A 24,802-nucleotide genomic window follows, 5' to 3' on the forward strand; every position below is an offset into this window, starting at 1 on the left:
CGGAGAGGTCCGGGGCGGGATATAGAAGCGAGAGGCCTGGTCCGGTCGGACCGAAGGCCGGACGAAGGAACGGGAACGCCGATGCAAGTCATCCCCGCGATTGACCTGAGAGGGGGCCGCTGCGTCCGCCTCGTGCAAGGAGATTACGACCGCGAGACGGTCTTCGGGGAAGATCCGGCGGCGATGGCCGAGCACTGGGTCGCCGAGGGGGCCACCCGGCTGCACCTGGTCGACCTCGACGGCGCGAAGCTGGGCCGGCCGGCGAACGTGGAGAGCGTCCGGGCGATCCTCGATCGCGTCGACGTCCCGTGTCAGTTGGGCGGCGGCGTCCGGGACGAGGCGACCCTGGCGGCCTGGCTCGACGCCGGGTTGGAGCGGGTGATCGTCGGCACGCAGGCCCTGAAGGACCCGGCCTGGTTCGCGACGATGGCCGAACGGTATCCCGGCCGCCTGATCCTCGGCCTCGACGCCAAGGACGGCCGGGTGGCGACCGCCGGCTGGCTCGACGTCTCCTCGGTGGAGGCGACGGGCCTGGCCGAAGGCTTCGACGCGCTCCCCCTGGCCGCGATCATCTACACCGACATCGCCCGCGACGGCATGCTCGAAGGGCCGAACATCGAGGCCACCGGGGCGTTGGCCGATCGCCTGGAGACGCCGGTGATTGCCTCCGGGGGCGTGAGCACCCTGGACGACCTGGGACGCCTGGCGACCCTGCCCGTGGCGGGCGTGATCGTCGGGCGGGCCCTGTACGACGGTCGTTTCCGGCTTTCCGAAGCCCGGGAACGGGCCGGCGACCGCACGTAACACCCTGGTAGCGGGGACCTCGGGTTGCTCGGGGATCTCCCGCGATTCGGGCCGAAGGCGTTCGCCGGGAATTCTGCTTTTCCTATCCGGCGGGTCGTATTCTCGAACGCGACCCACCCCAGAAGGGGGGGACAGCCATGGCATCGGGCTCGTATCACATCGAAGACATCCGCAATATCGCCCTGGCGGGACACGGGGCGTCGGCCAAGACCAGCCTCGCCGACGCCCTGCTTTTCGCGGCTGGACTGGCCCCCCGGCGCGGGTCGGTCGACGAGGGGACAAGCCTGCTCGACGTCGACGATGAAGAAAAGCGCCGACACTTCTCGATCGATAGCCACCTGATCCACCTGGAGTGGGACGGCAAGCAGATCCACCTGATCGACTCCCCCGGCTATCCCGACTTCATCGGCAGCGCCCTGGGGGCGATCTCGGCGGTCGAAAATGTGTTGATTACGGTGTCGGCCCCGGTGGGGATCGAGGTCAACACGCGGCGGTTGTTTTTGGAGTCGGGCCGGCTCGGCCGCGGTCGGTTCATCGCCCTGACGAAGATGGACGCCGACAACGTCGATTACATCCGAGACCTGGAGTCGATCCGCGAGACGTTCGGGCCCGAGTGCGTGCCGTTCAACGTGCCGATCGGCGTCGGGGCCGACTTCAAGGGGGTGGTGGACGTGCTCAACCCGCCGGCCGAGGTGCCGGACGGGTGCCCGATGTCGCCGGACGAGGCCGCCCGGATCGTCATCGAGCAGATCGTCGACGAGGACGAGGAGCTGACGAACCGGTACCTCGAAGGGGAGTCGATCGCGATCGACGAGCTGCGCAAGGCGGCCCACGACGGCATCCTCCGCGGGCACATCGTGCCGATCGTCTGCCTTTGCAGCAAGAACGACATCGGGATCAAGGAGCTGCTCGACCTGCTGGCCACCTGCGGCCTGAGCCCGGCCGACATCCACCGCTTCGGCTTCCCCGCGCAGCCGGGGTCGGTCGAGGCCGATGCCGCGACCCCGCACGACGGCGAGGACGAGGAGGAAGTGGAGATCGACCCGAAGGAAGACGGCGACCTGGTCGCCCAGGTCTTCAAGACGGCGATCGACCCGTTCATGGGCAAGCTCAGCTTCATGCGGATCATCTCCGGCAAGCTGACCCCGGACACCCCGCTGGTGAACCTGCGGACCGGGAAGGCCAACAAGCCGGGCCACCTGTACGTGCTGCAGGGCAAGCAGCATGAGGAGGTGGGGGAGGCGATCGCCGGCGACATCGTCGCGGTGGCGAAGTTCGAAGACCTGCACATCTCGGACACCGTGACCAACGGCGGCCAACACAGCGCGCCCCACGTCGTCTTGAAGCCGATCAACTTCCCGACGCCGATGGTCCCCCGGGCCGTCGAGCCGAAGGCCCGCGAGGACGAGGCGAAGATCGCCGCCAGCCTGGCGAAGATGGCCGAGGAGGACCCGACCTTCACCTATCGCCGCGACGAGCAGACGCATGAACTCGTCATCAACGGCATGAGCGACCTGCACCTCGACGTGATCCTGCAGCGGCTGAAGAACCGCTACAAGCTCGACGTCGAGACGCACATCCCGCACGTGCCTTATCTGGAGTCGATCACCGCCCCGGCCGAGGCCGATTATCGGCACAAGAAGCAGACCGGCGGGCGAGGGCAGTTCGCCGAGGTCCACCTGCGTGTCCGCCCGCTCGAACGCGGCGAGGGCTTCAAGTTCGTCGATGCGGTCAAGGGGGGCGTGATCCCGCACAATTACATCCCGGCGGTCGAGAAGGGTTGCCGGGAGCAGATGGCCAAGGGGGTGATGACCGGCAACCGGGTGGTGGACGTCGAGGTGGAGGTCCACTTCGGCAAGTATCACGACGTGGACAGCTCGGAAGCCGCCTTCAAGATCGCCTCGGCCGCCGCCTTCCGCAAGGCGTTCGACCAGGCCAGGCCCGCCTTGCTGGAGCCGGTCGTGTCGATGGAGGTCACGGTCCCCGGCGAGAAGTTCGGCGACGTGTCGGCCGACCTCTCGACCCGTCGCGGGCACATCACCGGCATGGACGCCCTGCCCGGCGGACTCCAGATCATCAAGGCGACCGTGCCGCTGGCCGAGGTGCTCTCGTACTCGTCCACGCTCAAGAGCATGACGGGCGGGCAGGGGTCGTACGTCCTGGAGTTCCACTCCTATCAGCCCGTGCCGGCGCACGTCCAGCAGCAAATCGTGGACAAGTACCAGAAGAGCCGGACGGGAGTCGAGGAGGAGTGATCCCGCTCGGAGTGTTCCGGGCACGAGGCACGCAACAGAGGCCGGGCGAGCGACGACTCGTCCGGCCGTTCTTCGCGGCGAGCGGAGGCAGCGGCTCAGCCGTCGGGATCGGCCAGCAGTCCCGCGAGCCGATCGGCCAACGGTTCGGGGAGCCGAGCGAGCCAGTTTGCATCGACGAGGCCGACGTCGATCAGGTCGAGGAGATGCACCTGATCCTTGCGTCGAAAGGATGTCAGCTTCATTCGAACCAACGCTTCGAGCTGAAGCACCCGGAAGCCGGGGGCGGCCTCGGAATCGGCCACGTCGGGGGCGGGCAGGGCGTAATCGGCTCGGACCTTTTCGCCTGAGAAGACGATGTGGAGGGCGTCTCGGGCCTTGGCCCCGGGGCCGTCGAGGAACATGTCGATGCCGGAGCTGTGCCGGTAGACGAAACCGACCTCGGCAAGTGCCGCCTTGGCAGCGTCGAGGTCGGATCGGACGAGCAGGAGGTCGACATCCTGCGTGTTGCGGACGGCGGCCTCGTCGACCCGAGACACCCAGGCCGCCACGGCGTTGCCGCCGACGACGGCGTAGGGAATCCCCGCTCGATCCAGGGCAGACGCTGCGCGGTGGAGTCGCTCGCGGACCTTTTCCACGGCTCGGATCATCCGGTCCCAGGAAACGGGGGGGAGGGTCATGAGGAGGAAACCTCCAGGGGAGCGTCGGTCAATCCGGGTCGTAGGAGAGGTTCGGGGAGAGCCAGCGTTCGGCCTCGGCGAGGGTCATCCCCTTGCGGCGGGCGTAGTCCTGGACCTGGTCGCGGGTGATCATGTCGACGGCGAAGTAGCGGGCCTCGGGGTGGGCGAAGTAGAGGCCGGACACCGAGGCGGCGGGCCACATGGCGCAGCTCTCGGTCAGCCGGATTCCGGTGGCGGCCTCGGCGTCGAGCAGTCGCCAGAGGGTGCGCTTCTCGGTGTGGTCGGGGCAGGCGGGGTAGCCGGGGGCGGGGCGGATGCCGCGGTACTTCTCGTCGATCAGCTCGTCGTTCGAGAGGTGCTCGGCGCGGCCGAAGCCCCAGTCGATCCGGGCCTGGGCGTGGAGCTTCTCGGCGAAGGCCTCGGCGAAGCGATCGGCCAGGGCCTTGACCATGATGGCGTTGTAGTCGTCGTGGTCGGCCTCGAAGCGGGAGACGATCGGGTCGATCCCCAGACCGGCGGTGACGGCGAAGGCGCCGATCGAGTCCAGCCGGCCCGACTCGGCCGGGGCGACGTAGTCGGCCAGCGATCGGAAGTGGTCCTGCCCCTGTCGCTGCCATTGCTGGCGGAGGCAGTGGAACCGGAAGCGCTCGGCCGACCGTTGCTCATCCGAGTAGACGATGATGTCGTCCCCTTCGGAGTTGGCCGGGAAGAAGCCGTAGACGGCCCGGGCCTTCAGCTCGCGGTTCTTGATCAGCTCGGCGAGCATGGCCTGGGCCTTCTCGAACAGGTCGCGGGCCTCGGCGCCGACGTGGGGATCGTCGAAGATCTTCGGGTATTTCCCCTTCAGCTCCCAGGTGGAGAAGAAGGGGGACCAGTCGATGTACGGGGCGAGGTCGGCGAGCGGCATCTCCTCGATCACGCGGGCGCCGAAGAATTCGGGGCGGGGGAGGTCGACGGCGGCCCAGTCGGTCGGGAATCGGCGGCGGAGGGCCTCGGCGTAGGGGACGAGGTTGCGCTCCCGTCGTTTGCCGAACGCCTGCCGCTCCTGCTCCTGGGCCGCCCGGATCTGATCGACATATTCCTTCCGGGTCTCGTCCTTGCGGCTGAGACGCTCGACGACGCCGACGGACCGGGAGGCGTCCTTCACGTGCACGACCGGGTTGGTGTACGCCGGGGCGATCTTCACGGCCGTGTGCTTCGGGCTGGTCGTCGCGCCGCCGATGAGCAAGGGGATCGTGAACCCCTCACGCTGCATCTCCTTGGCGACGTGGACCATCTCGTCGAGCGAGGGGGTGATCAGGCCGGAGAGGCCGATCACGTCGACGCCGTGCTTCTTGGCCTCGGCCAGGATCTTCTCGCTCGGGCACATGACGCCGAGGTCGATCACCTCGTAATCGTTGCAGCCGAGGACGACGCCGACGATGTTCTTGCCGATGTCGTGGACATCCCCCTTGACCGTCGCCATGAGGACCTTGCCGCGGACCTGCACGCCGCCGGCCAGGCGTTTTTCCTCCTCCATGAAGGGGGTGAGGTAGGCAACCGCCTTCTTCATCACGCGGGCCGACTTGACGACCTGGGGCAGGAACATCTTGCCGGCCCCGAACAGGTCGCCGACGACGTTCATGCCGTCCATCAAAGGGCCTTCGATGACCTTCAAGGGGGAGCCGAGGTGCTGGCGGGCCTCCTCCGCGTCGTCCTCGACGAAATCGACGATCCCCTTGATGAGCGCGTGTTCGATGCGCTTGGACACGGGGGCATCGCGCCACGAGAGGTCCTGGGCGGCCGTCTTCTTGCCGGCGTCCTTGACCGACTCGGCGAACTCGGTGAGGCGGTCGGCGGCGTCGGGGTGGCGGTTGAGGAGGACGTCCTCGACCTTCTCCCGCAGCTCTGGGGCGATCTCCTCATACACTTCGAGCTGGCTGGGGTTGACGATCCCCATGTCCAGGCCGGCCCTGATGGCGTGGTAGAGGAAGGCGGCGTTCATCGCCTCGCGGACGGTGTTGTTGCCGCGGTAGGAGAAGGAGACGTTGGAGACGCCGCCGGAGGTCTTGGCCAGGGGCAGGCGCTGCTTCAGCTCGCGGACGGCCTCGATGAACTCGACGGCGTAGTTGTTGTGCTCTTCGATCCCGGTGCCGACGGTCAGGATATTGGTGTCGAAGATGATGTCTTCGGGGGGGAAGCCGACCTGCTCGGTGAGGATCTTGTAGGCCCGTTCGCAGATGGCGACCTTATTGTCCTTGTCGACGGCCTGGCCGGTCTCGTCGAAGGCCATGACGACGACGGCCGCGCCGAAGCGTCGGACGGTCCGGGCCTGTTCGAGGAACTTCTCCTCCCCTTCCTTCAGGCTGATCGAGTTGACGATCGCCTTGCCCTGGCAGCAGCGGAGCCCAGCCTCGATCACCTTGAAGTCGGAGCTGTCGATCATCACCGGGATGCGGGCGATGTCGGGCTCTGCGGCCAGCAGGTTGAGGAACCGGGTCATGGCCTTCGGGCCGTCGATGAGCCCTTCGTCCATGTTCACGTCGAGGACGTTCGCGCCCCCCTCGACCTGCTCGCGGGCAACGGCGAGGGCCTCGTCGTAGTTCTCCTCGCGGATCAATCGGGCGAACTTGCGCGAGCCGGTGATGTTCGTCCGCTCGCCGATCATGATGAAGCCGCTGTCGGGGCGGATCGTGAGCGGTTCCTGGCCGGAGAGGCTCGTCCAGTGCTTCGACTTCGGGCGGACGCGGGGCTTGACCCCCTCGACGGCCAGGGCGATCTGCCGGATGTATTCCGGGGTCGTGCCGCAGCAGCCGCCGATGATGTTCAGCCAGCCGTTGCGGGCGAACTCGCCGATGACCTCGGCCATGCGCTCGGGCGGGTCGTCGAAGTTGCCGAAGCCGTCGGGCATGCCGGCGTTCGGGTGCGAGCTGACGTAGCAGGTGGCCACGTTGGTCAGGGCCTCGAGGTGCGGGCGCAGCTCGTCGGCCCCCAGGGCGCAGTTGATGCCGACCGAGAGCAGGTCCAGGTGCGAGACGGAGTGCCAGAAGGCCTCGATCGTCTGGCCCGAGAGGGTCCGGCCGCTCTTGTCGGTGATCGTGCCCGAGACCATCACCGGCAGCCGGATGCCGTGGCGTTCGAAGTACTGGTCGATGGCGAAGAGGCACGCCTTCATGTTCAGCGTGTCGAAGCTCGTCTCGGGGAAGAGGATATCGACCCCGCCGGCGACCAGGCCGTCGATGGCCTCGGTGTAGGCGTCGACGAGCTGGTCGAAGGTCACGCCGCGGTAGCCGGGGTCCTCGACCTTCGGCGAGATGGAGGCGGTCTTGTCGGTCGGGCCGATCGAGCCGGCGACGAAGCGGGGCCTGTCGGGGTTGAGCGCCGTGACCTCGTCGGCGCCCCGGCGGGCCAGCTCGGCGGCGGCCCGGTTGATCTCGAAACAATGGTCCTGGAGCCCGTAGTTCTCCATCGTCAGGCGGTTGGCGACGAACGTGTTCGTCTCGATGATGTCGGCCCCGGCGTCGAGATAGGCGCGGTGGATCGCGGCGATGACGTCGGGCCGGGTGATCGAGAGCAGGTCGTTGCAGCCCTTCAGGTCCTTCGGATGGTCGCGGAAGCGGTCGCCCCGGAAGTCCTCCTCGGTCAGCGAGTAGGTCTGGATCATGGTCCCCATGGCGCCGTCGAGCACCAGGACACGCTGGGCGAGCAGTTCTTCCAGGAGGGCTTTGGTGTCGATGCGCTCGGCGTGGGACATCGTGTGGTCCATCCTCGGGGCATTGGAGACGCGGGCCTGGTGCGGAACGCCGGGGGCGTCGGGATCGGCGCTCGGACGCCGCGAAGGTTGCGGGCAATCGAGCGCATTGACGATCGGCCTTCCGCAGGAAGCGAAACGCTCGTGAGCAATCGAAGCCGCGATGAGCCCGGAATTCTGGGGAGCGGTCCGTCCTTGGGAATTTTCTTAGTATTGGACCCAGGCCGCCGGGCTGTCAACGCAAGCTCAGGTCCGCGAGATTGACGAGGGAGAGGACCACCGCGAGCACGACCGCCCAGAAGAACGTCTGGGCCAGGGGACGCGGGCCCCGGAACCGCCGGGGGCGCCCCTCGACAATGCGTCTCGCGACGGCAGGGCAAACATGCCGCTTCCAACGGGTGAGCCGGCCAGACCTCCCGCAATCGAGGCAGTGATAGCGGAAGAGCCTGGGGAGTACCACGACGGCCAGCAGGGCAAGCCCCCCGAAGGCGAGCACCAGGCCGAGGCGATCGATCCGGTTCACGACGGCCTGCCGCAAGGCGGCCACCCAGAGGCCGATCCCGAGGAAGCCGAGAAACGGATTGGCCAGGATGCGGCGGTAGGAGCCGGGATGCACCACGACCGGCAAGGATCGATCGGTCAGTTGCGGGCGGAATTCGGGATCGAGGGTCGGCGGTGGGAGTGCGGAAGGCTCCACGAAGTCGGCTCCCCGTCGCGTGCTCGGGCCCTTGATCGTCCGGCACCCGTTGTGTGCTCGGGCGGAGGGAGGGGACGGCTTCCTCCATCGAACCACTTTACAATCCGGGTGTCGTGACGGACAATCGGGGCTTCTCGATTCGAGGGGCTGGAAGGGTACATCCGTCGAGGGTTCAGAGTGGTGCATGAGGAAGCGATCCGCAAGGCCGACGTCCTGATTGAAGCGTTGGGCTACATCCGCAAGTTCCACAACCGGTTCACCGTCATCAAGCTGGGCGGGTCGGTGATGGAGGACCCGGAGACGTTGCGGGCCTTGCTGGTCGACGTGGTGTTCATGCAGACCGTCGGCCTGCGGCCGGTGGTGGTGCATGGGGGCGGCAAGGCGATCTCGGCGGCCATGCAGCGGGCAGGGCTGGAGCCGAAGTTCGTCCAGGGGCGCCGCTACACCGACGAGGCCACGCTGGACATCGTCGCCGACGTGCTGATCGACGGCGTCAACGCCGACACCGTGCGCCACATCAACAAGTACGGCGGCCGGGCCGCGGCCCTGCACCCCCGGACCACCTGCTGCCTGTTCGGCGCCCGGATGCGCTTGAGCGGGGACGATCAGGCCCCGATCGACCTGGGGCGGGTCGGCGAGGTGGTGGACGTCGACACCCTGACGATCGAGAACCTCTGCCTGGCCGGGATCGTCCCGGTTTTGCCCTCGTTGGCCATCTGCCAGGAGGACGAGGGGCTTTTAAACGTCAATGCCGACACCGCCGCGGCCGCTGTCGCCCGGCACCTGAAGGCCGAGAAGCTGGTCTTCCTGACCGACATGCCCGGCATCCTGCGCGATCGGAACGACCCGGGCAGCCTGATCGAAGGACTCACCCCCGACGGCTGCCGGGCCCTGATCGAGCAGGGGATCATCGACCGCGGCATGATCCCGAAGGTCGACGCCTGCCTGGAGAGCCTCGAATCAGGGGTCCGCAAGGTCCACATCATCGACGGCCGCCTGCCGCACGCCCTCTTGCTGGAAATCTTCACCGACCGGGGGATCGGGACCGAGATCGCCCCGGCCGGCGCCAGTCGCCGGGCCGTGCTGGAACCGGCCTCCGTCCGTTAATCCATCCGATCGGATTGGCCCGGCCCAGCGGCCCTCTCCCTCCGGTAGCTCCGGGGCGAACCTCATCGCCTGATCGTTCGTCCGCTCGTTGGTGCGAGTCCGTTTGCGATTGGTTTGATCCTCACAATCGACCTTCCTTTTTCCCTTCGCGAGCCGGACCGGCGCCCCGCCGCCGCCGGTCCGGATCATTGGAGCTGGAGCTGTGGCCCACGTTTCCCATCCCAGTTCGGCCGAGACGATCGAGCAGTTCGAACGGTACGTGATCGGCAATTACCGCCGCTTCCCGGTCAGCCTGGTGCGCGGGGAGGGGTCGCACATCTGGGACGCCGAGGGGAACCGCTACCTCGACCTCTTCCCCGGCTGGGGCTGCAACGTGCTCGGCCACTGCCCGCCGAGGGTGGTGGAGGCGGTCCGCGATCAGGTCGGCACCCTGATCCACGTGCCGAACACCTGGTACATGGAGGCCCAGGGGGCCTTCGCGCAGGCGCTTTCGGAGCGGTCGTTCGGCGGCCAGTGCTTCTTCTGCAACAGCGGGGCCGAGGCGAACGAGGCGGCCATCAAGCTCGCCCGACTGCACGGGTCGAAGTCGAACCGGTCGACGATCGTGACGATGACCCACGGCTTCCACGGCCGGACCTACGCCGCGCTGTCGGCCACGGCCCAGCCGAAGTACCACCAAGGCTGCGGGCCGATGCTCCCCGGCTTCAAGTACGTCCCGTACAACGACCTCTCCGCCGCGAGCGACGCCATCGACGACCAGACGGCGGCCGTGCTGGTCGAGCCGATCCAGGGGGAAGGGGGGATCAACATCCCGGCCCCCGACTACCTGGCCGGCCTCCGCAAGCTCTGCGACGACCGGGGCGCCTTGCTGATGCTCGACGAGGTGCAGACGGGCCTCGGCCGCACCGGGTCCTGGTTCGCCTACCAGCATTCGAGCATCACCCCCGACGTGTTGACCTGCGCCAAGGCGCTGGCCGGCGGCGTGGCCTGCGGGGTGATGATCGCCTCGACGGCGGTGGCCCCCTCGCTCCGCCCCGGGATGCACGCCAGCACCTTCGGCGGCAACCCGATCGCCTGCCGGGCCGGCCTGGCGACGATCGAGACGATCGAGGCCGAGGGCCTGCTGCAGCGCGGCCCCCAGATCGGCGAACGATTCCGAACCCACTTCGATCGCCTGCGGGCCGAGCGGCCGGAGCTGATCCGGGAGATCCGGACCCGGGGCGTGATGATCGGCGTCGAGCTGTCGGTCGACGCCTCCCCCGTCGTGGCGGGATGCCTGGAACGCAGGGTCCTGATCAACGCGACTCAGGGGACGGTCATTCGCCTGCTGCCGTCGCTGACGCTCAGCGACGAACACCTGGACGAGGGTTTCGAGGTCATCGCCGAGGTCGTCCGCGAGTTGCGATCGTAACCGCGCCCGACCGCAGGCCGGAGTCAGAAGTCAGAGCCGAAGCCGAAGCCGCCCGCTCCCCCGGGCGGCCGACCGGAGTTTCCCGTCCATGCCCCGCCATTTCATCGAATTATTCGACCTCGAGGCCGACGAGGTCCGGCTCCTGCTCGACCAGGCGATCGACCTGAAGCGCCAGGGCAACCGCGGGCTACGGGCCCCTCGGCTCGCCGGGCACATGCTCGGCCTCGTCTTCGACAAGCCGTCGATGCGGACCCGGATCTCGTTCGAGACGGCCATGACCCACCTGGGCGGCTCGTCCATCTACATGACCGGCAAGGACGTGGGGATCGGGGTCCGCGAACCGTTGACCGACTTCGCCCGGGTCATCAGCCAGTACGTCGACGCCCTGGCCGTGCGGACCTTCTCGCAAGACCTGATCGAAGACCTCGCCCGTCACGCCGAAGTCCCGATCATCAACGCCCTGACCGACTCGGATCACCCGTGCCAGGCCATGAGCGACCTCTTGACGATCCGAGAGGCGATGGGCGGCCTCGACGGGGTGACGCTGGCCTTCGTGGGGGACGGGAATAACGTCGCCCGGTCGCTCGCGGTCGCCGCCGCGCTCAGCGGCATGCGATTCCTGCTGGCCTGCCCGGAGGGGTATTCCTTCCCCGACGACTTCTGCCGCCGCTTCGCCGCCCAGTTCCCCGGCGTCCCGCTCACCGAGACGCACGATCCGGCCGAGGCCGTCGCCGAGGCCGACGTGGTTTACACCGACGTCTGGACCAGCATGGGGCAGGAGGAGGAGGCGGAGATCCGCCGCAAGACCTTCGAGCCGTATCGGGTCGATGCCCGATTGATGGCCCGGGCCCGGCCGGAGGCGATCTTCCTGCACTGCCTGCCCGCGCACCGGGGGGAGGAGGTGACGCCCGAGGTGATCGACGGCCCGCAGAGCCTCATCGTCCCCCAGGCGGCCAACCGCCTGCACTTCCAGAAGGCATTGCTGCTGCACCTGATCGAGGGGGCTTCGCCCGCCGCCGGCGATCGGGGTTGACGTTGACGACCGGTCCCGATCGGGCGAGAATCCGATCGCCCTTTGCATTCGCAACGGCCCCGAGCGGCGGAGCCCGCGCCGGGAAGGCTCGTCACGGAGGATTCCGCCCATGCCGGCCCGGTCGAAGCTCCCGGCGCTGCTGGCCGTCGCCGCCCTGGTCCCCCTGTTCGCGCTGGCGCTCTGGTTCCGGGTCTCGAGCCTGACCATGCCGGCCCCGAACGGCGACGAGGCCTTCTACGGCGTCCAGGCCGCCAGGCTGCTGGCGGGCGAGGCGATCGCCTCGAAGACCGCCTCGGGAAACATGATCAACTTCCTGGTCCTGGGCAGCGAGGTGCCGCTGTACCTGCTGCTGGGGCCGTCGAGCTATGTGATCAAGATCCCGGGGGCGATGGCGGGGATCCTCGCGGTCATCGCGGCCTATCTGCTCTGGAAACGGGCGCTCGACCGTCCGACGGCGATCATCGGCGCGACCCTGATGGCGGTCTTGCCGGTGGCGATCGCCGAGTGCCGGATCGGGGCCGAACCGGCCTGGAACCCCCTGGTGGGGGTCATCCTGCTCGCGGCGGCCTTCCGGGGCCATCGGCTCGGACTCGCCCTCGCGTTCCTGCTCTGTTATTACGTCCACCCGACCTACCTGTTCCTGCTCCCGGCCGTCGGCCTGGTGCTGCTGGCGAAGCTGCTGGAACGGACCGCAGGCGATCCGACCGCCCGCTGGCGCTCGCTGGCCGTCACCACCTGGGGGGCGATGGCGGTGATCGGCCCGTTGGTCCTGCTGACCCGGGGCCGATCGACGATCCAGTGGACGTACCAGACCTACGGCTTCGGCCCGGGCGACTGGCCCCTCTACTTCCTCCGCTATGAACGGTTATTGATGGGCTTCTGCGAGGTCGGCCCGACGGAGACCTCGATCGGTTTCGACCGCACCTTCTGGTTCGGCTTCGGCTCGATCCTCGCGTTCGGTTCGTGGTGCCTCTTGCGGCAGCGGCGATGGGATCGCCTGGCGCTCATCGGCGGCCTGGCCCTGTCGCTCTGCGGGATGCATCTGGTCACCGGGCCGGACATCCTCCGCCCGTACTTCGTGAGGTACGGCCTGTACCTGGTCGCGCCGTCGGTCCTGGCGGTGGCCTGCTGCCTGCGGGCGATGCTCGTGATGCCCGAAGGAGGCTGGGCGACGGTCGCGCACCGGGCCCAGACGGCCGGGATGATCGGCCTCGCCTGGGTCCTCTTGCTCGGGTTCAAGGTCCATTATCTTGATCACCTGCTCCGGGTCCACGAGGGGCAGGAATCGCTCTGGACCCTCCGCACCGAGGCGGTCGACCCGAAAGCCTGGGCGGCGAAGATCGTCAGGCGCGACCTCGACGCCGCCAAAGCCGCCGGGCTCGCGGTGCCGGATCGGACCGTGGTGCTGGGGGAGGACTGGTGGACCTATCGGCCGCTCCAGTTCTTCCTGAGCACGAGGCCGGAGATCGAGCCGGGCTCCCTCGAATCGTTCGACGGGCCGGGGCGCGATCGCCTGATCCGGGAGCATCTGGCCGGGGGCGGTTATGTGGTCGGCACGCCGGGGAAAGACGTGATCCTGCGGGTCGAGGGGCTGTTCCCCCCCGAAGCCCTGACGCACTGGCACGTCCAGGTCCCCCCGCACGATTGCCTGGCGATCTATCGGCTGAAACGGCAGAATGAAGCGCCCGAGCCCCAGCCGATCGTCGTCATCCGACCGCCGGGGCTCGATGCGGAGACGCGGGTCCGCTGACCCGCCTCGCCCTGCCCGCGACGACCATGGCCCCGCCCCTTCCCCTCCTCGACGGACACCAATGAGCAACCGACACGACGGCCGATCGCCCTCCACGCCCCGCGCCGTGACGATCGATCGCGGCTTCGCCCGCCGGAGCAACGGGAGCGCCCTGTACCGCTGCGGCGGGACGACGCTGCTGGTCACGGCCAATCTCACCGAGGCGGTGCCCGGATGGCTCGAAGGCAAGGGGGTCGGCTGGCTGACCGCCGAATATATGATGCTGCCGGGCAGCACCTCGCCCCGCAAGGAGCGTCGGTCCGACTCCCGATCGACCGAGATCCAGCGCCTGATCGGCCGGAGCCTCCGCGCCGCCGTCGACACCCGGGCCCTCGGCCCCCGGACCCTGCACATCGACGCCGAGGTGATCGACGCCGACGGCGGCACCCGGACCGCCGCGATCACCGGGGCGTTCGTCGCCGTCGTCGATGCCTTGCTGGCGACGATCGGCCCCGAGGCGGCCCGATCGGTCCTGAAAGACAGCGTCTCGGCCGTCAGTGTGGGCATCGTCAAGGGGCAAGCCTTGCTCGATCTCGATTACGTCGAGGACGTCGGCGCCGAGGTGGATCTGAACGTCGTCCGCCTAGGGACGGGCGGGCTGGTCGAGGTCCAGGGGACCGGCGAAGGGGGCACCTTCAGCCGCAAGCAGTTGACCGAGCTGCTCGACCTGGCCGAACTCGGGCTTGATCTGCTCACGACCGCGCAGCGCGAGGCCCTCGGCGCGGACTGGCCCTTCTGATCCCGAGCGGGCTCCCCCGGACTCCGAGCGGTCGCCTCGATCCGTCCTCCGGCCCGGCCTTCGAATTGCTCTGGGCAGGCCGGGGGGGATCTGTTAAGACACGGCTCGCCCGTCTGCGCGTCGGCCGTCCTGGACCACTCCTCTTGACGCTTCAACGCCGATCTCACCCCCGGAGACGTCTTCTCCCCGGGTGGGTCTCGCGTGTGACGTGATCACGCTCGAACCTTTTTGTACGCGAACCCGTCAGGATGGGGGATCGCCGATGAAATCGGTCCTGTTCTCGACCAGCATGGCTCTGGCCCTGGCCGCGACCGCGCCCGGGGCGGTCCTGGCTCAGGTGCGTGGAGGCGCCCCCCGAGGCCCCGCCCCGACCCCGGTCGCCGAGCCGCTGAATCGTCCCTTCTTCCAGGTCCCTCCCGGCCAGCAGCCGCCGCCGGCCCCCAGCCCGGCCCCGGCGGAGGAGGGGACCACCGACACGCAGGTCTACCAGAATGGCGCGGTGCTGCCGGCCCCGGTCGATCCGGGCCAGGAAGCCCCGCCGTCGTTCCTGCCGACCGAACCGATCGAGCCGTACCTCCTGACCCGGCAGGCCGGGCCGTTCATGGTCGCGGCCCACATCTTCCGGGGCGACTACGCGGTGCAGCGTGCCCAGGCGCTGGCCATGGAGCTGCGGTCTCAGAACCGCATCCCGGCGTATGTCTACTTCCTGAAGCTCAAGCCGGGCAACAGCAACATGCGGGGCATCCCGCCCACCTCGGATCGAGACATCGACCAGCCGTACGTCAGCCCTCCCGAGCTGGACCGCGTGACCGACGAGGCGGTCGTGATGGCCGGCAACTGCGCGACGATCGACCAGGCCAACGAGCTGCGGACCGAGATCAAGAAGCTCAAGCCCCGGACGCTGGCCGACCACCACTCCATCTTCCCCTGGCGGAACGGGAAGGGGCTGGATCGGGCCTTCGTCACGACCAATCCGCTCCTGCCGGCCCAGGATCTCTACCCCGGCCGGGCCAAGACGGCCGCCGCCCCGCAACTGCCGCCGGGTTCCGTGGTCGACCCCGAGGTGCTCCGCTCCGGGTTCGTCAAGCCGATCGACCCGCTCGTCGTCCGCATGAACAAGGGGACGCCGAACAGCATCTACAAGTGCAAGGCCCCCTACAGCCTGGTCGTCTACGAGTTCTCGGGCCGGTCGGCGCTGAGCGGGCCGGACGAGACGGTGATCAACTTCCCGAAGGTCTTCGACAAGAGCCCCCTGCGGACGGCCCACGAGGACGCCGAGCAACTGGCCGCCCGGCTGGCCAAGCACGAGGTGGTCCGGTCGCTCGGCATCCAGCCGTACGTGTATCATGACCGGACGTCGAGCCTCGTCCTGCTCGGCGACTTCGCGTCCCCGCAAGATCCTCGGGTCGAGCAGGTGCGCCAGGCCGCCCAGACGATCCAGGTCGAGACCAAGCGGCAGGGGAACACGGTCTTCACGATCCCCCTGGCCCCGGCCTCCAACGTCTTCGAGGTCCCTCAGCCCGAGTAAGCCCGACGGTCTCGAAGCGCCTGGATGAAGACGACCGACGGGGCGAGGGGCGGCGGAAACGCGGCCCCCTCGCCCCGTCCCGTTTGATCGGGGCGAGTGAATCGCCCGCTTCCCCGCCCCAACATTCTCAGATCGACCGCGAGCGAACACCATGAGCGATGCCCCTCCTGCCGATCCCTTCCCGATCGTCCTCGCCACCCGGAACGTCAAGAAAGGGCGCGAGATGGCCGGCCTGATCGCCCCCCCCTGGGAGCCGAACCCGAGGCTCGCCCGGCTCGTCGTCCTGACCCTCGACGGCTTCCCCGACGCCCCCGAAGTGGAGGAAGACGCCGACACCTTCGCCGGCAACGCCCGCAAGAAGGCGTCGGAAACGGCCCAGGCCGTCGGCCGTTGGGTCATCGCCGACGACTCGGGCCTGACCGTCGATGCCCTGGACGGCGAACCGGGGGTCTACTCGGCCCGCTACGCCGGAGTCCACGGCGACGACGACGCCAACAACCGCAAGCTGCTCGAAGCCCTGGCAGACGTCCCCGACGACCGTCGAGGGGCGGCCTTCGTGTGCAGCCTGGCCCTGTCCGATCCTTCGGGGACGATCGTCCTCGAGGCCGAAGGGGCCTGCCGGGGCCGGATCGCCCGACAGATCCACGGAGAGCGGGGATTCGGCTACGACCCGCTGTTCATCATCCTCGAATATCACAAGACGTTCGGCGAGCTGAGCACCCTGGTCAAGCACCAGCTCAGCCACCGGGCGCGGGCCTTCGAGCGGCTCCGCCTGGGCCTGGAGCGGATCCTGGCGAACGCCTGATCGCAAAAAAAAACGCCCCCCGCGGAAGCGAGGGGCGTTCGAGTTTCGAGAGCGTGACGGCGAGGGTTCGGGCGGGGCGAGGCCCCCCCTTGACTCTGATGCGTCGGTCCTTCTCCTGGGTGCGTCAAGCCGTCACGATCGCGTCCCGGCCGGGCCGGTGGTTGGGCAGGGGGCGAGGCTCAGAACCGTTTGCATCCGAAGACGCGGCTCAGCAGCTCGCACTTCGGCCGGCAGACGTCGGCCGCGGGCAGGAGGTCGGTCGGGGCGCACTGGGCCGAGGCCACGACGCTCTTGACCGGCACCTGCGGGGTCGGGCAGACGACCGGGACGACCTCGCAGACCTCGACCGGGACCTGCCGGGTGACCGTCCGGGGCACGCAGACCGTCTTCACGTCGGTCACCTGGCGGACGACCGTCTCGGGCACGCAGATCGTCTTCGTGACCGGCACCTGCTTGCAGACCTGGACGGGCACCCGCTTGACGCAGGGGATCGTCTGGATGTCGCAAACCGTGTAGGGCACGCAGCGGGTCCGGACCTCGGAGACCATCTCGCAGACCGCCTGGTTGACGACCTTCGTGCGGGTCTCCGAGACCATCCGGCAGACGGTCACGGGCACCTGCTTGTAGGCCGTCTCGCAGACCGTCCGGCAGACGGTATAGGGGACCTGCTTGGTGTGGGTCTCCTTGACCATCCGCACGTGGGTCACCGGGACGGTCTTGTACTGGGTCTCCTTGACCGTCCGGGTGACGGTGTAGGGCACCTGGCGGCAGGCCGTCTCCTTGACCATCGTGGTGACGGTGGTCGGGACCGTCTGCGTGACCTTGTGCGGCACCATGACCGTGGTCGTGACCGGGACCTTCTTGCAGATGCTCCGCGGCACCATCGTCGTCACCTTCACCGGGACCTGCTTGACGCAGGTGCGGGGGACCGTCTGGCAGACGGTGTAGGGGACGGTCTTGGTCCGCGTCTCGGAGACCATCCGGCAGACGGTCACCGGGACCTGGCGGACCCGCTCCTGCGGGACCATGTCGCAGACGGTGTGCGGGACGAGCTTGACCTGGGTCTCGCGGACCGTCCGGCAGACGGTCACCGGGACCTGCTCGACCACCCGCTCCTTCACCAGGCGAGTCCGCGTGACCGGAATCTGCTTGCAGACGGTGACGGGTACCTGCCGGCAGACCTGGTAAGGGACCTGCTTGCGGACGACCTGCGGCACCATCACCGTCCGGGAGACGGTCTGCATGACCGTCTTCGGCACGAAGACCTTCTCGGTCACGACCGAGCCGGGGCACTGGGCCGACGGGACGACCGCCCCCCCCTTGGCCGGCACGGTGATGCCCGGCACGAACCGGGTGCGGGTGATCCACTCGCCGCACTCGACCGGCACCTGCTCGGTGACCGTCTGCGGCACCGGGACGGTCTCGCAGACCTCTCGGAAGGCCGTCTCGGTGACGGTCTGGTAGATCGTCTCCGAGACGTTCTTGAAGGTGGTTTCCTGCACCGGCCGGCAGATCTTCCGGGTCCGCGTCTGGAGGACGGTCTCGGTGATCGGCCGGGTCACGGTGTAGGGGACCTCCTTCATGACCGTCCGCTTGACCGGCACCGTCACCACGTCGCGGATCGTCTGGAAGGTCGTCTCCTTCACCGGGCGGGTCACGGTGTAGGGCACGGTCTTGTACGCCGTCTGCTTGACCGTGTCCATGACCGTGTAGGTCTGGGCCTGCAAGACCGTGCGGACTTCGGGGACCGAGATCGTCTCGGTGACGGTCTTGTAGGTGGTCCGGGGGACCGGCTTCATGACGGTCGTGCAGACGGTCCGCGGGACCACCTGCGTCACCGGCCGCTTGACGACGTAGGTCTCGTTCCGGTAGCGCGTCTCGGTCACGGGGCGGCAGACGGTGATCGGCACCGTCTTGTAGCTCACCTCCTTGACCGGGCGGCAGACGGTGTACGGGACCGTCTTCATGTGCGTCTCGGTGATCGGACGCTTGATCGTGTACGGGACGGTCTTCATGTGCGTCTCGGTGACCGGACGCATGACGGTGTAGGGCACCGTCTTGGAGATCGTCCGCGTCACGGGCCGCTGCACCGTGTACTGTTCCTCGCGGAACTCGGTGCGCTGGATCGGCTTCTGGATGGTGTAGGGCACCTCCTGGAGGTGCGTCTCGGTGATCGACTGCAGGGTCGTCACGGTTTGCGGTCGCATCACGGTCTCGTGGACATCACGGACCGAGGTCACCTGCTGGCTCTCGAAGACCGTCTCGGTGACTGGTTGCAGCACGGTCCGGCGCCGGACTTCATAAGAAACCGGCCCGGAAAGGATCTCTCCGCCCATCGGGGCCACCGCCGGCAAGGCCTTGCCGGCATGACCATGGCCGACAAACGCCGCAACCGGCCGGACGGCCAGCCACGAACCAAGCGGCAACGCAACGAGCGGGATCAAGAGGAGGTATCGCTTCGTCATGGTCGCTCCGTCAGTTTCTCCGACGCTCAGAGATGTTTCGGACCCAGACCCTGGAAGGCCGCCAGGCGAGCCCGGGGGGGCGTTTCTCAAGGCTCACCCCTTGATTCGGCTCCCCCGGTGCTCCCTCTTGACTGAACGGCCCATTTTCCCCACACCCCTAAATCGAACGAACCGAACAACTTGCCCATCCGCCACAACCTCAGCCCAGATCGCCCGAACTGCCGTCTTAATCAGGCGGGATCGCTGGAACTAGACTTCCAGGCGCGACCCGGACGGCCCGCGCGGGCGGACCCCTCGGGGCGCGGGCCGGGGGGATAGCCCTGCCCGCCGGGGGGCAGTAGGCTAGGGGACGTCGACAGGATTCGAGGCGAGAACCTCCCGCGTCTGTCGTCGGTCTGCAGAGTGTGCGGACCGCGCGAGGGCAACCGTTGCGACGCGATTCGAGGTTCCACACACGACCGGGGTACGGCTCCATGGCGGCGATCGATCGCTTTCGGCTCGATGGACGGGTGGCGCTCATCAGCGGGGGGGCCCGAGGGCTGGGCAGGGTGATGGCCGAGGCGCTGGCCTCGGCCGGCGCCTCGGTCGCCCTGACGGCCCGGGAGCAGGAGCGGGCCGACGACGTCGCCCGGGAGATCGCCGCATCCACCGGTCGCGAGGTGATCGGCCTGGCGGTCGAGGTCACGAAGGCCGATCAGGTCGAGGCTGCGGTAAAGGCCACCGTCGAGCGCTTGGGCAAGCTCGACATCCTGGTCAACAATGCGGGGATCAACATCCGACGCCCGATCGAGCAGCTCGAAGAGTCGGAGTGGGACCTGGTGCTCGACACCAACCTGAAAGGCTCGTGGCTCTTCTGCCGGGCCGCCGTGCCCGAGCTGAAGCGCAACGGCTGGGGCCGGATCATCAACGTCTCGAGCATGCTGGGCGAGATCGGCCTGGCCGAGCGGACCCCCTATTGCTCCAGCAAGGGGGGGATGACGCTCCTGACCAAGACCCTGGCCCTGGAGCTGGCCCCGTTCGGGATCAACGTCAACGCCCTCTGCCCCGGACCGTTCGCCACGGAGATCAACCTGCCGTTGCTGAACGACCCGGAGAAGGCGGCCGCGATGGTCGCGAAGGTCCCGGCCGGCCGCTGGGGAGACCCGGAGGAGCTCGGCCCGGCGGCCCTCTTCCTGGCCTCCGAGGCATCGAGTTACATGACCGGCGCGACCCTGTTCATCGACGGCGGTTGCACGGCCCAGTAGTCAAGAGCACGTGCAGGGGAGCGGAGGAATCGTCTCGTGAGTGATACGACAGCGTTGGAAATTCCCGAAGGGTTTCGGGCCGCGGGGGTGAAGGCGGGGATCAAGCCGAGCGGCTTGCCCGACCTGGCGGTGATCGTGGCCGACTCGACCTGCTCGGCGGCGGGGACGTTCACCACCAACCGGATCGCGGCGGCCCCCGTGCAGTGGGACCGCGCGATCGTGCCCTCGGAGGCCATCCGGGCCATCGTCATCAACGCCGGCAACGCCAACGCGGCGACCGGCGCCCAGGGGTTCGAGAACGCGAAGCGGACGGCCGAGGTGGCGGCGGAACGCCTCGGATGCCTGCCGGAACACGTCCTGATTGCATCGACGGGGGTGATCGGCCATCAACTGCCGATGGACCGGGTCGAGGCCGGCGTCATCCGGGCGATCGACGCGGCATCGGCCGATGCGAGCGGGTTTCACGACGCCTCGAAGGCGATCATGACGACCGACACGCGGCCGAAAATCGTCTCGATGCGCCGGAAGACCGAGACCGGGAAGACCGTCCGGCTGCTCGGCCTGGCCAAGGGGGCGGCGATGATCGGGCCCCGGATGGCCACGATGCTCGGGTTCCTGATCACCGATGCCCGCGTGCAGATGGGGGCGCTCTCCGGCATCCTGCACGAGGTCGTCGACGAGACGTTCAATTGTATTTCGGTGGAAGGGCACACCAGCACGAATGACTCGGTCCTGATGCTCTCCGGCTCCCGGGGCGAGTTGCCCCTGATGGGTGCCGACCTGAAGATGTTCGCCGGCATGGTCCGCGAGACGTGCGAGACCCTGGCGCGCATGATCCCCGACGACGGCGAGGGGGCCACCCATCTCATCACCATCGAGGTCAACGGCTGCCGAGACCGCGAGCAGGCCACGCAGATCGCCCGGGCCGTGGCCGACAGCCCCCTGGTCAAGACCGCCATCCACGGCGCGGACCCGAACTGGGGGCGGATCGTCTCGGCCGCCGGCTACGCCGGGGTGATGTTCGACGAGTCGGAACTCTCGCTCGAACTGGACGGGGTGCCCCTCTACCGCGACGGCGTGCCGCTCGATTACGATTCCGAGGCCGTCTCCGATCGGATGAAGGCGAACCGAGAGGTCCGCATCACCCTCTCGCTCAAGCAGGGCGACGCCTCGGCCCGCTTCTGGACCTGCGACCTGACGGCCGAATACATCCGCCTGAATGCGGATTACACCACCTGACCCCGATCGGCCAGCACGCACAGGGCCGCATTCCGACCGTTGACCGCCATCACACTGCCGCCGGGATGCGTCCCGGCGCCGCAGAGATAAACCCCCGGCATCGGCGTCCGGCTAAACAATCGCCGATCCCACATGAACGGCGGCAAGCATTCCCCCTGGAAAATATGACCGCCCGAGAGCCCGACCCGACGCTCGATGTCGGGCGGGCCGAGCACCTCGATCGCCCGCACCGCCCCGGGGATGTTCGAGCAGTGCCGGGCGAGCGTGTCGAGGATCAACTGGCTCACGTCCTCGCGCCTCGTGTCCCAATTCCCTTCGGCGAACGTGTGCGGCACATACTGCGCGAAGACGCTCATCGTGTGCATCCCTTCGGGGGCAACACTCGGGTCTGCCGTCGTCTGGAAGTACAGTTCCGACCAGATCCGATCGGGCAGGCGACCGGCCCTGGCCTGGGCGAATGACGAGGCCCATTCCTCCTTCGAGAGCGGCGTGTTCACCTGCCCTCGGTGGTGGTCCTGGTCGATGCCGGGCCGAACGCGGAAGTTCGGCAGTTCGGCCAGCGCGACGTTCGCCTTGACCGTGCATCCTTTCATCGGGATCGCCTCGACCCGAGCAGTCCAGGAAGGATCGACATGATTGCCGAGCAGCGCAAGCGTGGATCTGGGATCGGCGTTCGACACAACCACCGGCGCGTGAATCCGATCACCCGATTCCAGTTCCACCCCTTCCTCCGGCACGATCCGGGCCACCGGCAATCCGCTGACGATCAGGGCACCGGCCTCTCGGGCCGCGTCGGCGATCAGGAACGACACTCGACCCATGCCGCCCTCGACATATCCCCAGGCGCCGGGCATTCCTCCGAGCCGCCCCGACTGGTGGTGGAAGTGAATCGAGGCGGTCCCGGGGTCATGAGGGCTGGCATTCGTGCCGATCACCCCCTGGCCCAGGTAGGCCATCTGCAGATACGGCGAGCGGAAGAATCGCTCGACATACTCGACCATCGACCACTCGAACAGCAACGCCCGGGCCTCGGAATCGTCGCCGATACGCTCCTCGATCGCCTCCCGGGACGGTTCGGGATCGAGCCACAGGTCATCATCACCGGGCGGGCGGATCGCATCGCGCAGCCGTTGCTTGACGCGAGAAAACGCCCGAAACCCTTCGAGATCCTCCGGGCAGAGGCGGCGGATTTCCGCCTCGCAACGCTCGTCGTCGTCCCAGAGTTGCAGGCTTTCCCCGTCCGAAAACGGGACGAATAACCCCGCCGTCGCCGGGGTCCAGCGCAATCCCCGATCGATCAACCCCAGTTCATCAATCACCTTCGGGTGCAGCAACCCCAGCAAATAGGCACACGGCGACACATGATACCCCGGCCACGGCTCGTGGATCGTGCAGGCCCCGCCGATCGGGTCGCGCGCCTCCAGCACCAGGACCTTCCAACCCGCCCGGGCCAGATAGGCCGCGCAGGTCAGGCCGTTATGGCCCGCGCCCACGACGATGGCGTCCCACCGTCGCGCCCTCAGCTCGCCGGGCGCGACCGTGACGCCCGAACGCCCCGAACCTGTTGCCGAGTGCGAATGACTCATCACTCCAGATCCTGCCGCTCGACCAGGCGGGCCTTCAACGACTGCGCGGCGTGCCGGGGGCGGTCGGCCTTGACCACCGCAGACGACACCGCGATCCGGGTCGCCCCCGCGTCGAGCACCTCGTCCACGTTCTCTTCCGTGATCCCCCCGATCGCAAACCAGGGGAGGCTGGTCTCCTCGGCCACCTGACGGACGTAGGCGAGGCCGGCAAACGCGTCGAAGTCCTTGGTCCGGCTGGGGAACACGGGCCCCACGCCGAGGTAGTTCGCCCCGTCCCGGATCGCCGCATCGCATTGCGCCGCTTCATGCGTCGACACGCCGATCAGCATGTTCGGCCCCACCACCCGGCGGGCGTCGCGGACGGACAGGTCATCCTGCCCCAGGTGGACACCGTCGGCCGACGCGAGCCGGGCCAGGTCCGGCCGATCATTCATGATGAAGCGGACCCCCGCCCGCGCCGTCAGGATGCGGACCTCCCGGGCCCGCTGCAGGATCACCCGATCCGGCAGCCCTTTCTCCCGGTACTGGATCACGTCGGCCCCCCCCGCGATGGCCTCCTCGACGATCCAGGTCAGGTCGCCGAGGGTCGGGAGCCCGCCGACCAGCACATACAACCAGGCCGCTTCCAGCCCCCCGCGGGCCACCACGGCCGCCATCACCCGCTTTTCCAGGGTGTAGACGTCATAACGCAAGACTTCGAATCGTCCCGAGAGCCATTGATCGAAGACCTTCGTGTATTCCTCCAGGGTGCGCAGGGCCTCCGCCGTCCGCTTGAAATTGGCGGTCAAGACGGCCCGGGGGTGCTCGCGGGCCCCCTCGTCGCCGGCCATGATGTGCGTCCCGACGTCGCCCGGGGTATCGCGAGCGGTGATGAGCCAGTCGGGGTCGAACCCCCGGATCGCCTCGCCGAACCGATGGCGGACGTCCTTCAGCCGGCGGGTCAGGCCGGAATCATCGAGCACGAATCGCGTGTAGTCCTCGATCACCCGGAGCCCTTCCCGGGCGCGATTGGCCGAGGCGTCGAGGATGCGGGCCAGGTCGGAGACCTCCCCCGGATCGGCCAGCACCGGGGCCGGCAGGTCCTCCGACATGGGGATCGGCCCCGAGTCGATGGCATTCACCCCGGCGATCCGCTCCATCAAGACATCCGCCTGCAATCCCGCGTCCATCAGGTGCGCCGCGACCGGGTCGCCGGATCCGAGCAGGCCGACCAGCAGGTGCTCCGTCCCGATCTCCTGCGATCGATCGAGCGATCGGGCCCGCATGGTCGCCTCGGTCAACGTCAACCGCACCGCGTGCGAGTGGGGGAGACCTTCCCGATCGACCTCGGCCGGGCTCAGGTCTCCAGGCTTGTCGTCCCCGCCCTCGACCGCGGCGCCCATCGGCTGGAGGTCGCCGAGCGAGATGCCGAACTCCGCGATGATCGCCGCGGCCCGGCTCTCGGCCTCCCCGACCAGCGCGGCGAGCAGATCGATCGGCTCGACGGTTTCCGATCGCCGAGCCTTCGCCACCTGCTCGGCGCGATCGAGCACGCGCCGGGCACCGGCCGTCAGTGATTCCCTCATCATCTGCCTCATCCTCGGTCCGACCGCTTCCGCCCCCTGACGGAGTCATCGTCCCTTCTACTGTACGCGACCGGGAGCGCCGGACGAAACGAGGATGATCGCGAACCGCGACACGGAGGAGCATCTCC

General features: G+C 68.3%; 17 protein-coding genes. 11 read left to right on the forward strand and 6 right to left on the reverse strand.

Annotated elements, in window-relative coordinates:
• Positions 1-81: 81 nt before the first annotated feature.
• Positions 82-804: a 1-(5-phosphoribosyl)-5-[(5-phosphoribosylamino)methylideneamino]imidazole-4-carboxamide isomerase gene (hisA, locus tag AB1L88_RS23025; RefSeq protein ID WP_367099042.1), complete on the forward strand. Its 723-nt coding sequence runs from the start codon at positions 82-84 to the stop codon at positions 802-804.
• 137 nt (positions 805-941) lie between these two features.
• Complete coding sequence (gene fusA / locus AB1L88_RS23030; RefSeq protein WP_367099043.1) at positions 942-3,059, forward strand: elongation factor G; 2,118 nt, start codon at positions 942-944, stop codon at positions 3,057-3,059.
• A gap of 95 nt (positions 3,060-3,154) precedes the next feature.
• Here the strand turns inward: fusA and AB1L88_RS23035 are convergent, their stop codons facing one another.
• The 3 genes from AB1L88_RS23035 to AB1L88_RS23045 form a co-directional block, all read right to left on the reverse strand.
• Positions 3,155-3,736: a hypothetical protein gene (locus AB1L88_RS23035; protein WP_367099044.1), complete on the reverse strand. Its 582-nt coding sequence runs from the start codon at positions 3,734-3,736 to the stop codon at positions 3,155-3,157.
• 28 nt (positions 3,737-3,764) lie between these two features.
• Positions 3,765-7,469, reverse strand: a complete 3,705-nt coding sequence (gene metH / locus AB1L88_RS23040) for a methionine synthase (protein ID WP_367099045.1) — start codon at positions 7,467-7,469, stop codon at positions 3,765-3,767.
• A 232-nt stretch (positions 7,470-7,701) separates the two neighbouring features.
• Complete coding sequence (locus tag AB1L88_RS23045) at positions 7,702-8,163, reverse strand: hypothetical protein (protein ID WP_367099046.1); 462 nt, start codon at positions 8,161-8,163, stop codon at positions 7,702-7,704.
• Positions 8,164-8,343: 180 nt separating this feature from the next.
• Here AB1L88_RS23045 and argB point away from each other — a divergent pair, with 180 nt between their 5' ends.
• The 7 genes from argB to rdgB all read left to right on the forward strand — a co-directional run bounded on the left by argB (position 8,344) and on the right by rdgB (position 16,575).
• On the forward strand, positions 8,344-9,270 hold the full coding sequence (argB, locus tag AB1L88_RS23050) for an acetylglutamate kinase (protein ID WP_367099047.1): 927 nt from the start codon (positions 8,344-8,346) through the stop codon (positions 9,268-9,270).
• Positions 9,271-9,472: 202 nt separating this feature from the next.
• Positions 9,473-10,681 carry an aspartate aminotransferase family protein gene (locus tag AB1L88_RS23055; RefSeq protein ID WP_367099048.1) on the forward strand — a complete coding sequence of 403 codons (1,209 nt, stop codon included), beginning with the start codon at positions 9,473-9,475 and terminating at the stop codon, positions 10,679-10,681.
• 88 nt (positions 10,682-10,769) lie between these two features.
• On the forward strand, positions 10,770-11,714 hold the full coding sequence (gene argF, locus AB1L88_RS23060; protein ID WP_367099049.1) for an ornithine carbamoyltransferase: 945 nt from the start codon (positions 10,770-10,772) through the stop codon (positions 11,712-11,714).
• Between the two features lie 109 nt (positions 11,715-11,823).
• Positions 11,824-13,464: a hypothetical protein gene (locus AB1L88_RS23065; protein ID WP_367099050.1), complete on the forward strand. Its 1,641-nt coding sequence runs from the start codon at positions 11,824-11,826 to the stop codon at positions 13,462-13,464.
• Positions 13,465-13,525: 61 nt separating this feature from the next.
• Positions 13,526-14,242, forward strand: a complete 717-nt coding sequence (gene rph, locus AB1L88_RS23070) for a ribonuclease PH (protein WP_367099051.1) — start codon at positions 13,526-13,528, stop codon at positions 14,240-14,242.
• A gap of 262 nt (positions 14,243-14,504) precedes the next feature.
• On the forward strand, positions 14,505-15,770 hold the full coding sequence (locus tag AB1L88_RS23075; RefSeq protein WP_367099052.1) for a hypothetical protein: 1,266 nt from the start codon (positions 14,505-14,507) through the stop codon (positions 15,768-15,770).
• Positions 15,771-15,921: 151 nt separating this feature from the next.
• A complete protein-coding gene (gene rdgB, locus AB1L88_RS23080) occupies positions 15,922-16,575 on the forward strand; it encodes an RdgB/HAM1 family non-canonical purine NTP pyrophosphatase (RefSeq protein WP_367099053.1) in 654 nt (217 codons plus the stop codon).
• A 179-nt stretch (positions 16,576-16,754) separates the two neighbouring features.
• Here the strand turns inward: rdgB and AB1L88_RS23085 are convergent, their stop codons facing one another.
• Entirely contained in the window at positions 16,755-19,040 is a 2,286-nt protein-coding gene (locus AB1L88_RS23085; RefSeq protein ID WP_367099054.1) for a hypothetical protein, read from the reverse strand.
• A 473-nt stretch (positions 19,041-19,513) separates the two neighbouring features.
• Here AB1L88_RS23085 and AB1L88_RS23090 point away from each other — a divergent pair, with 473 nt between their 5' ends.
• Complete coding sequence (locus tag AB1L88_RS23090) at positions 19,514-20,284, forward strand: SDR family NAD(P)-dependent oxidoreductase (RefSeq protein WP_367099055.1); 771 nt, start codon at positions 19,514-19,516, stop codon at positions 20,282-20,284.
• A gap of 36 nt (positions 20,285-20,320) precedes the next feature.
• Positions 20,321-21,523, forward strand: a complete 1,203-nt coding sequence (gene argJ, locus AB1L88_RS23095; RefSeq protein WP_367099056.1) for a bifunctional glutamate N-acetyltransferase/amino-acid acetyltransferase ArgJ — start codon at positions 20,321-20,323, stop codon at positions 21,521-21,523.
• On the opposite strand, the gene AB1L88_RS23100 is transcribed toward argJ, so the two are convergent.
• Together AB1L88_RS23100 and AB1L88_RS23105 are read right to left on the reverse strand one after the other, a co-directional pair.
• Positions 21,511-23,109 (reverse strand): NAD(P)/FAD-dependent oxidoreductase, encoded by a 1,599-nt coding sequence (locus tag AB1L88_RS23100; protein WP_367099057.1) that lies wholly within the window; start codon positions 23,107-23,109, stop codon positions 21,511-21,513. The genes argJ and AB1L88_RS23100 overlap by 13 nt on opposite strands.
• Positions 23,109-24,677 (reverse strand): thiamine phosphate synthase, encoded by a 1,569-nt coding sequence (locus AB1L88_RS23105; RefSeq protein ID WP_367099058.1) that lies wholly within the window; start codon positions 24,675-24,677, stop codon positions 23,109-23,111. Before AB1L88_RS23105 ends, AB1L88_RS23100 begins: the two co-directional genes overlap by 1 nt.
• Positions 24,678-24,802 lie beyond the last annotated feature (125 nt).

This window comes from Tautonia sp. JC769 (genome assembly GCF_040717455.1).
Lineage (GTDB): Bacteria > Planctomycetota > Planctomycetia > Isosphaerales > Isosphaeraceae > Tautonia.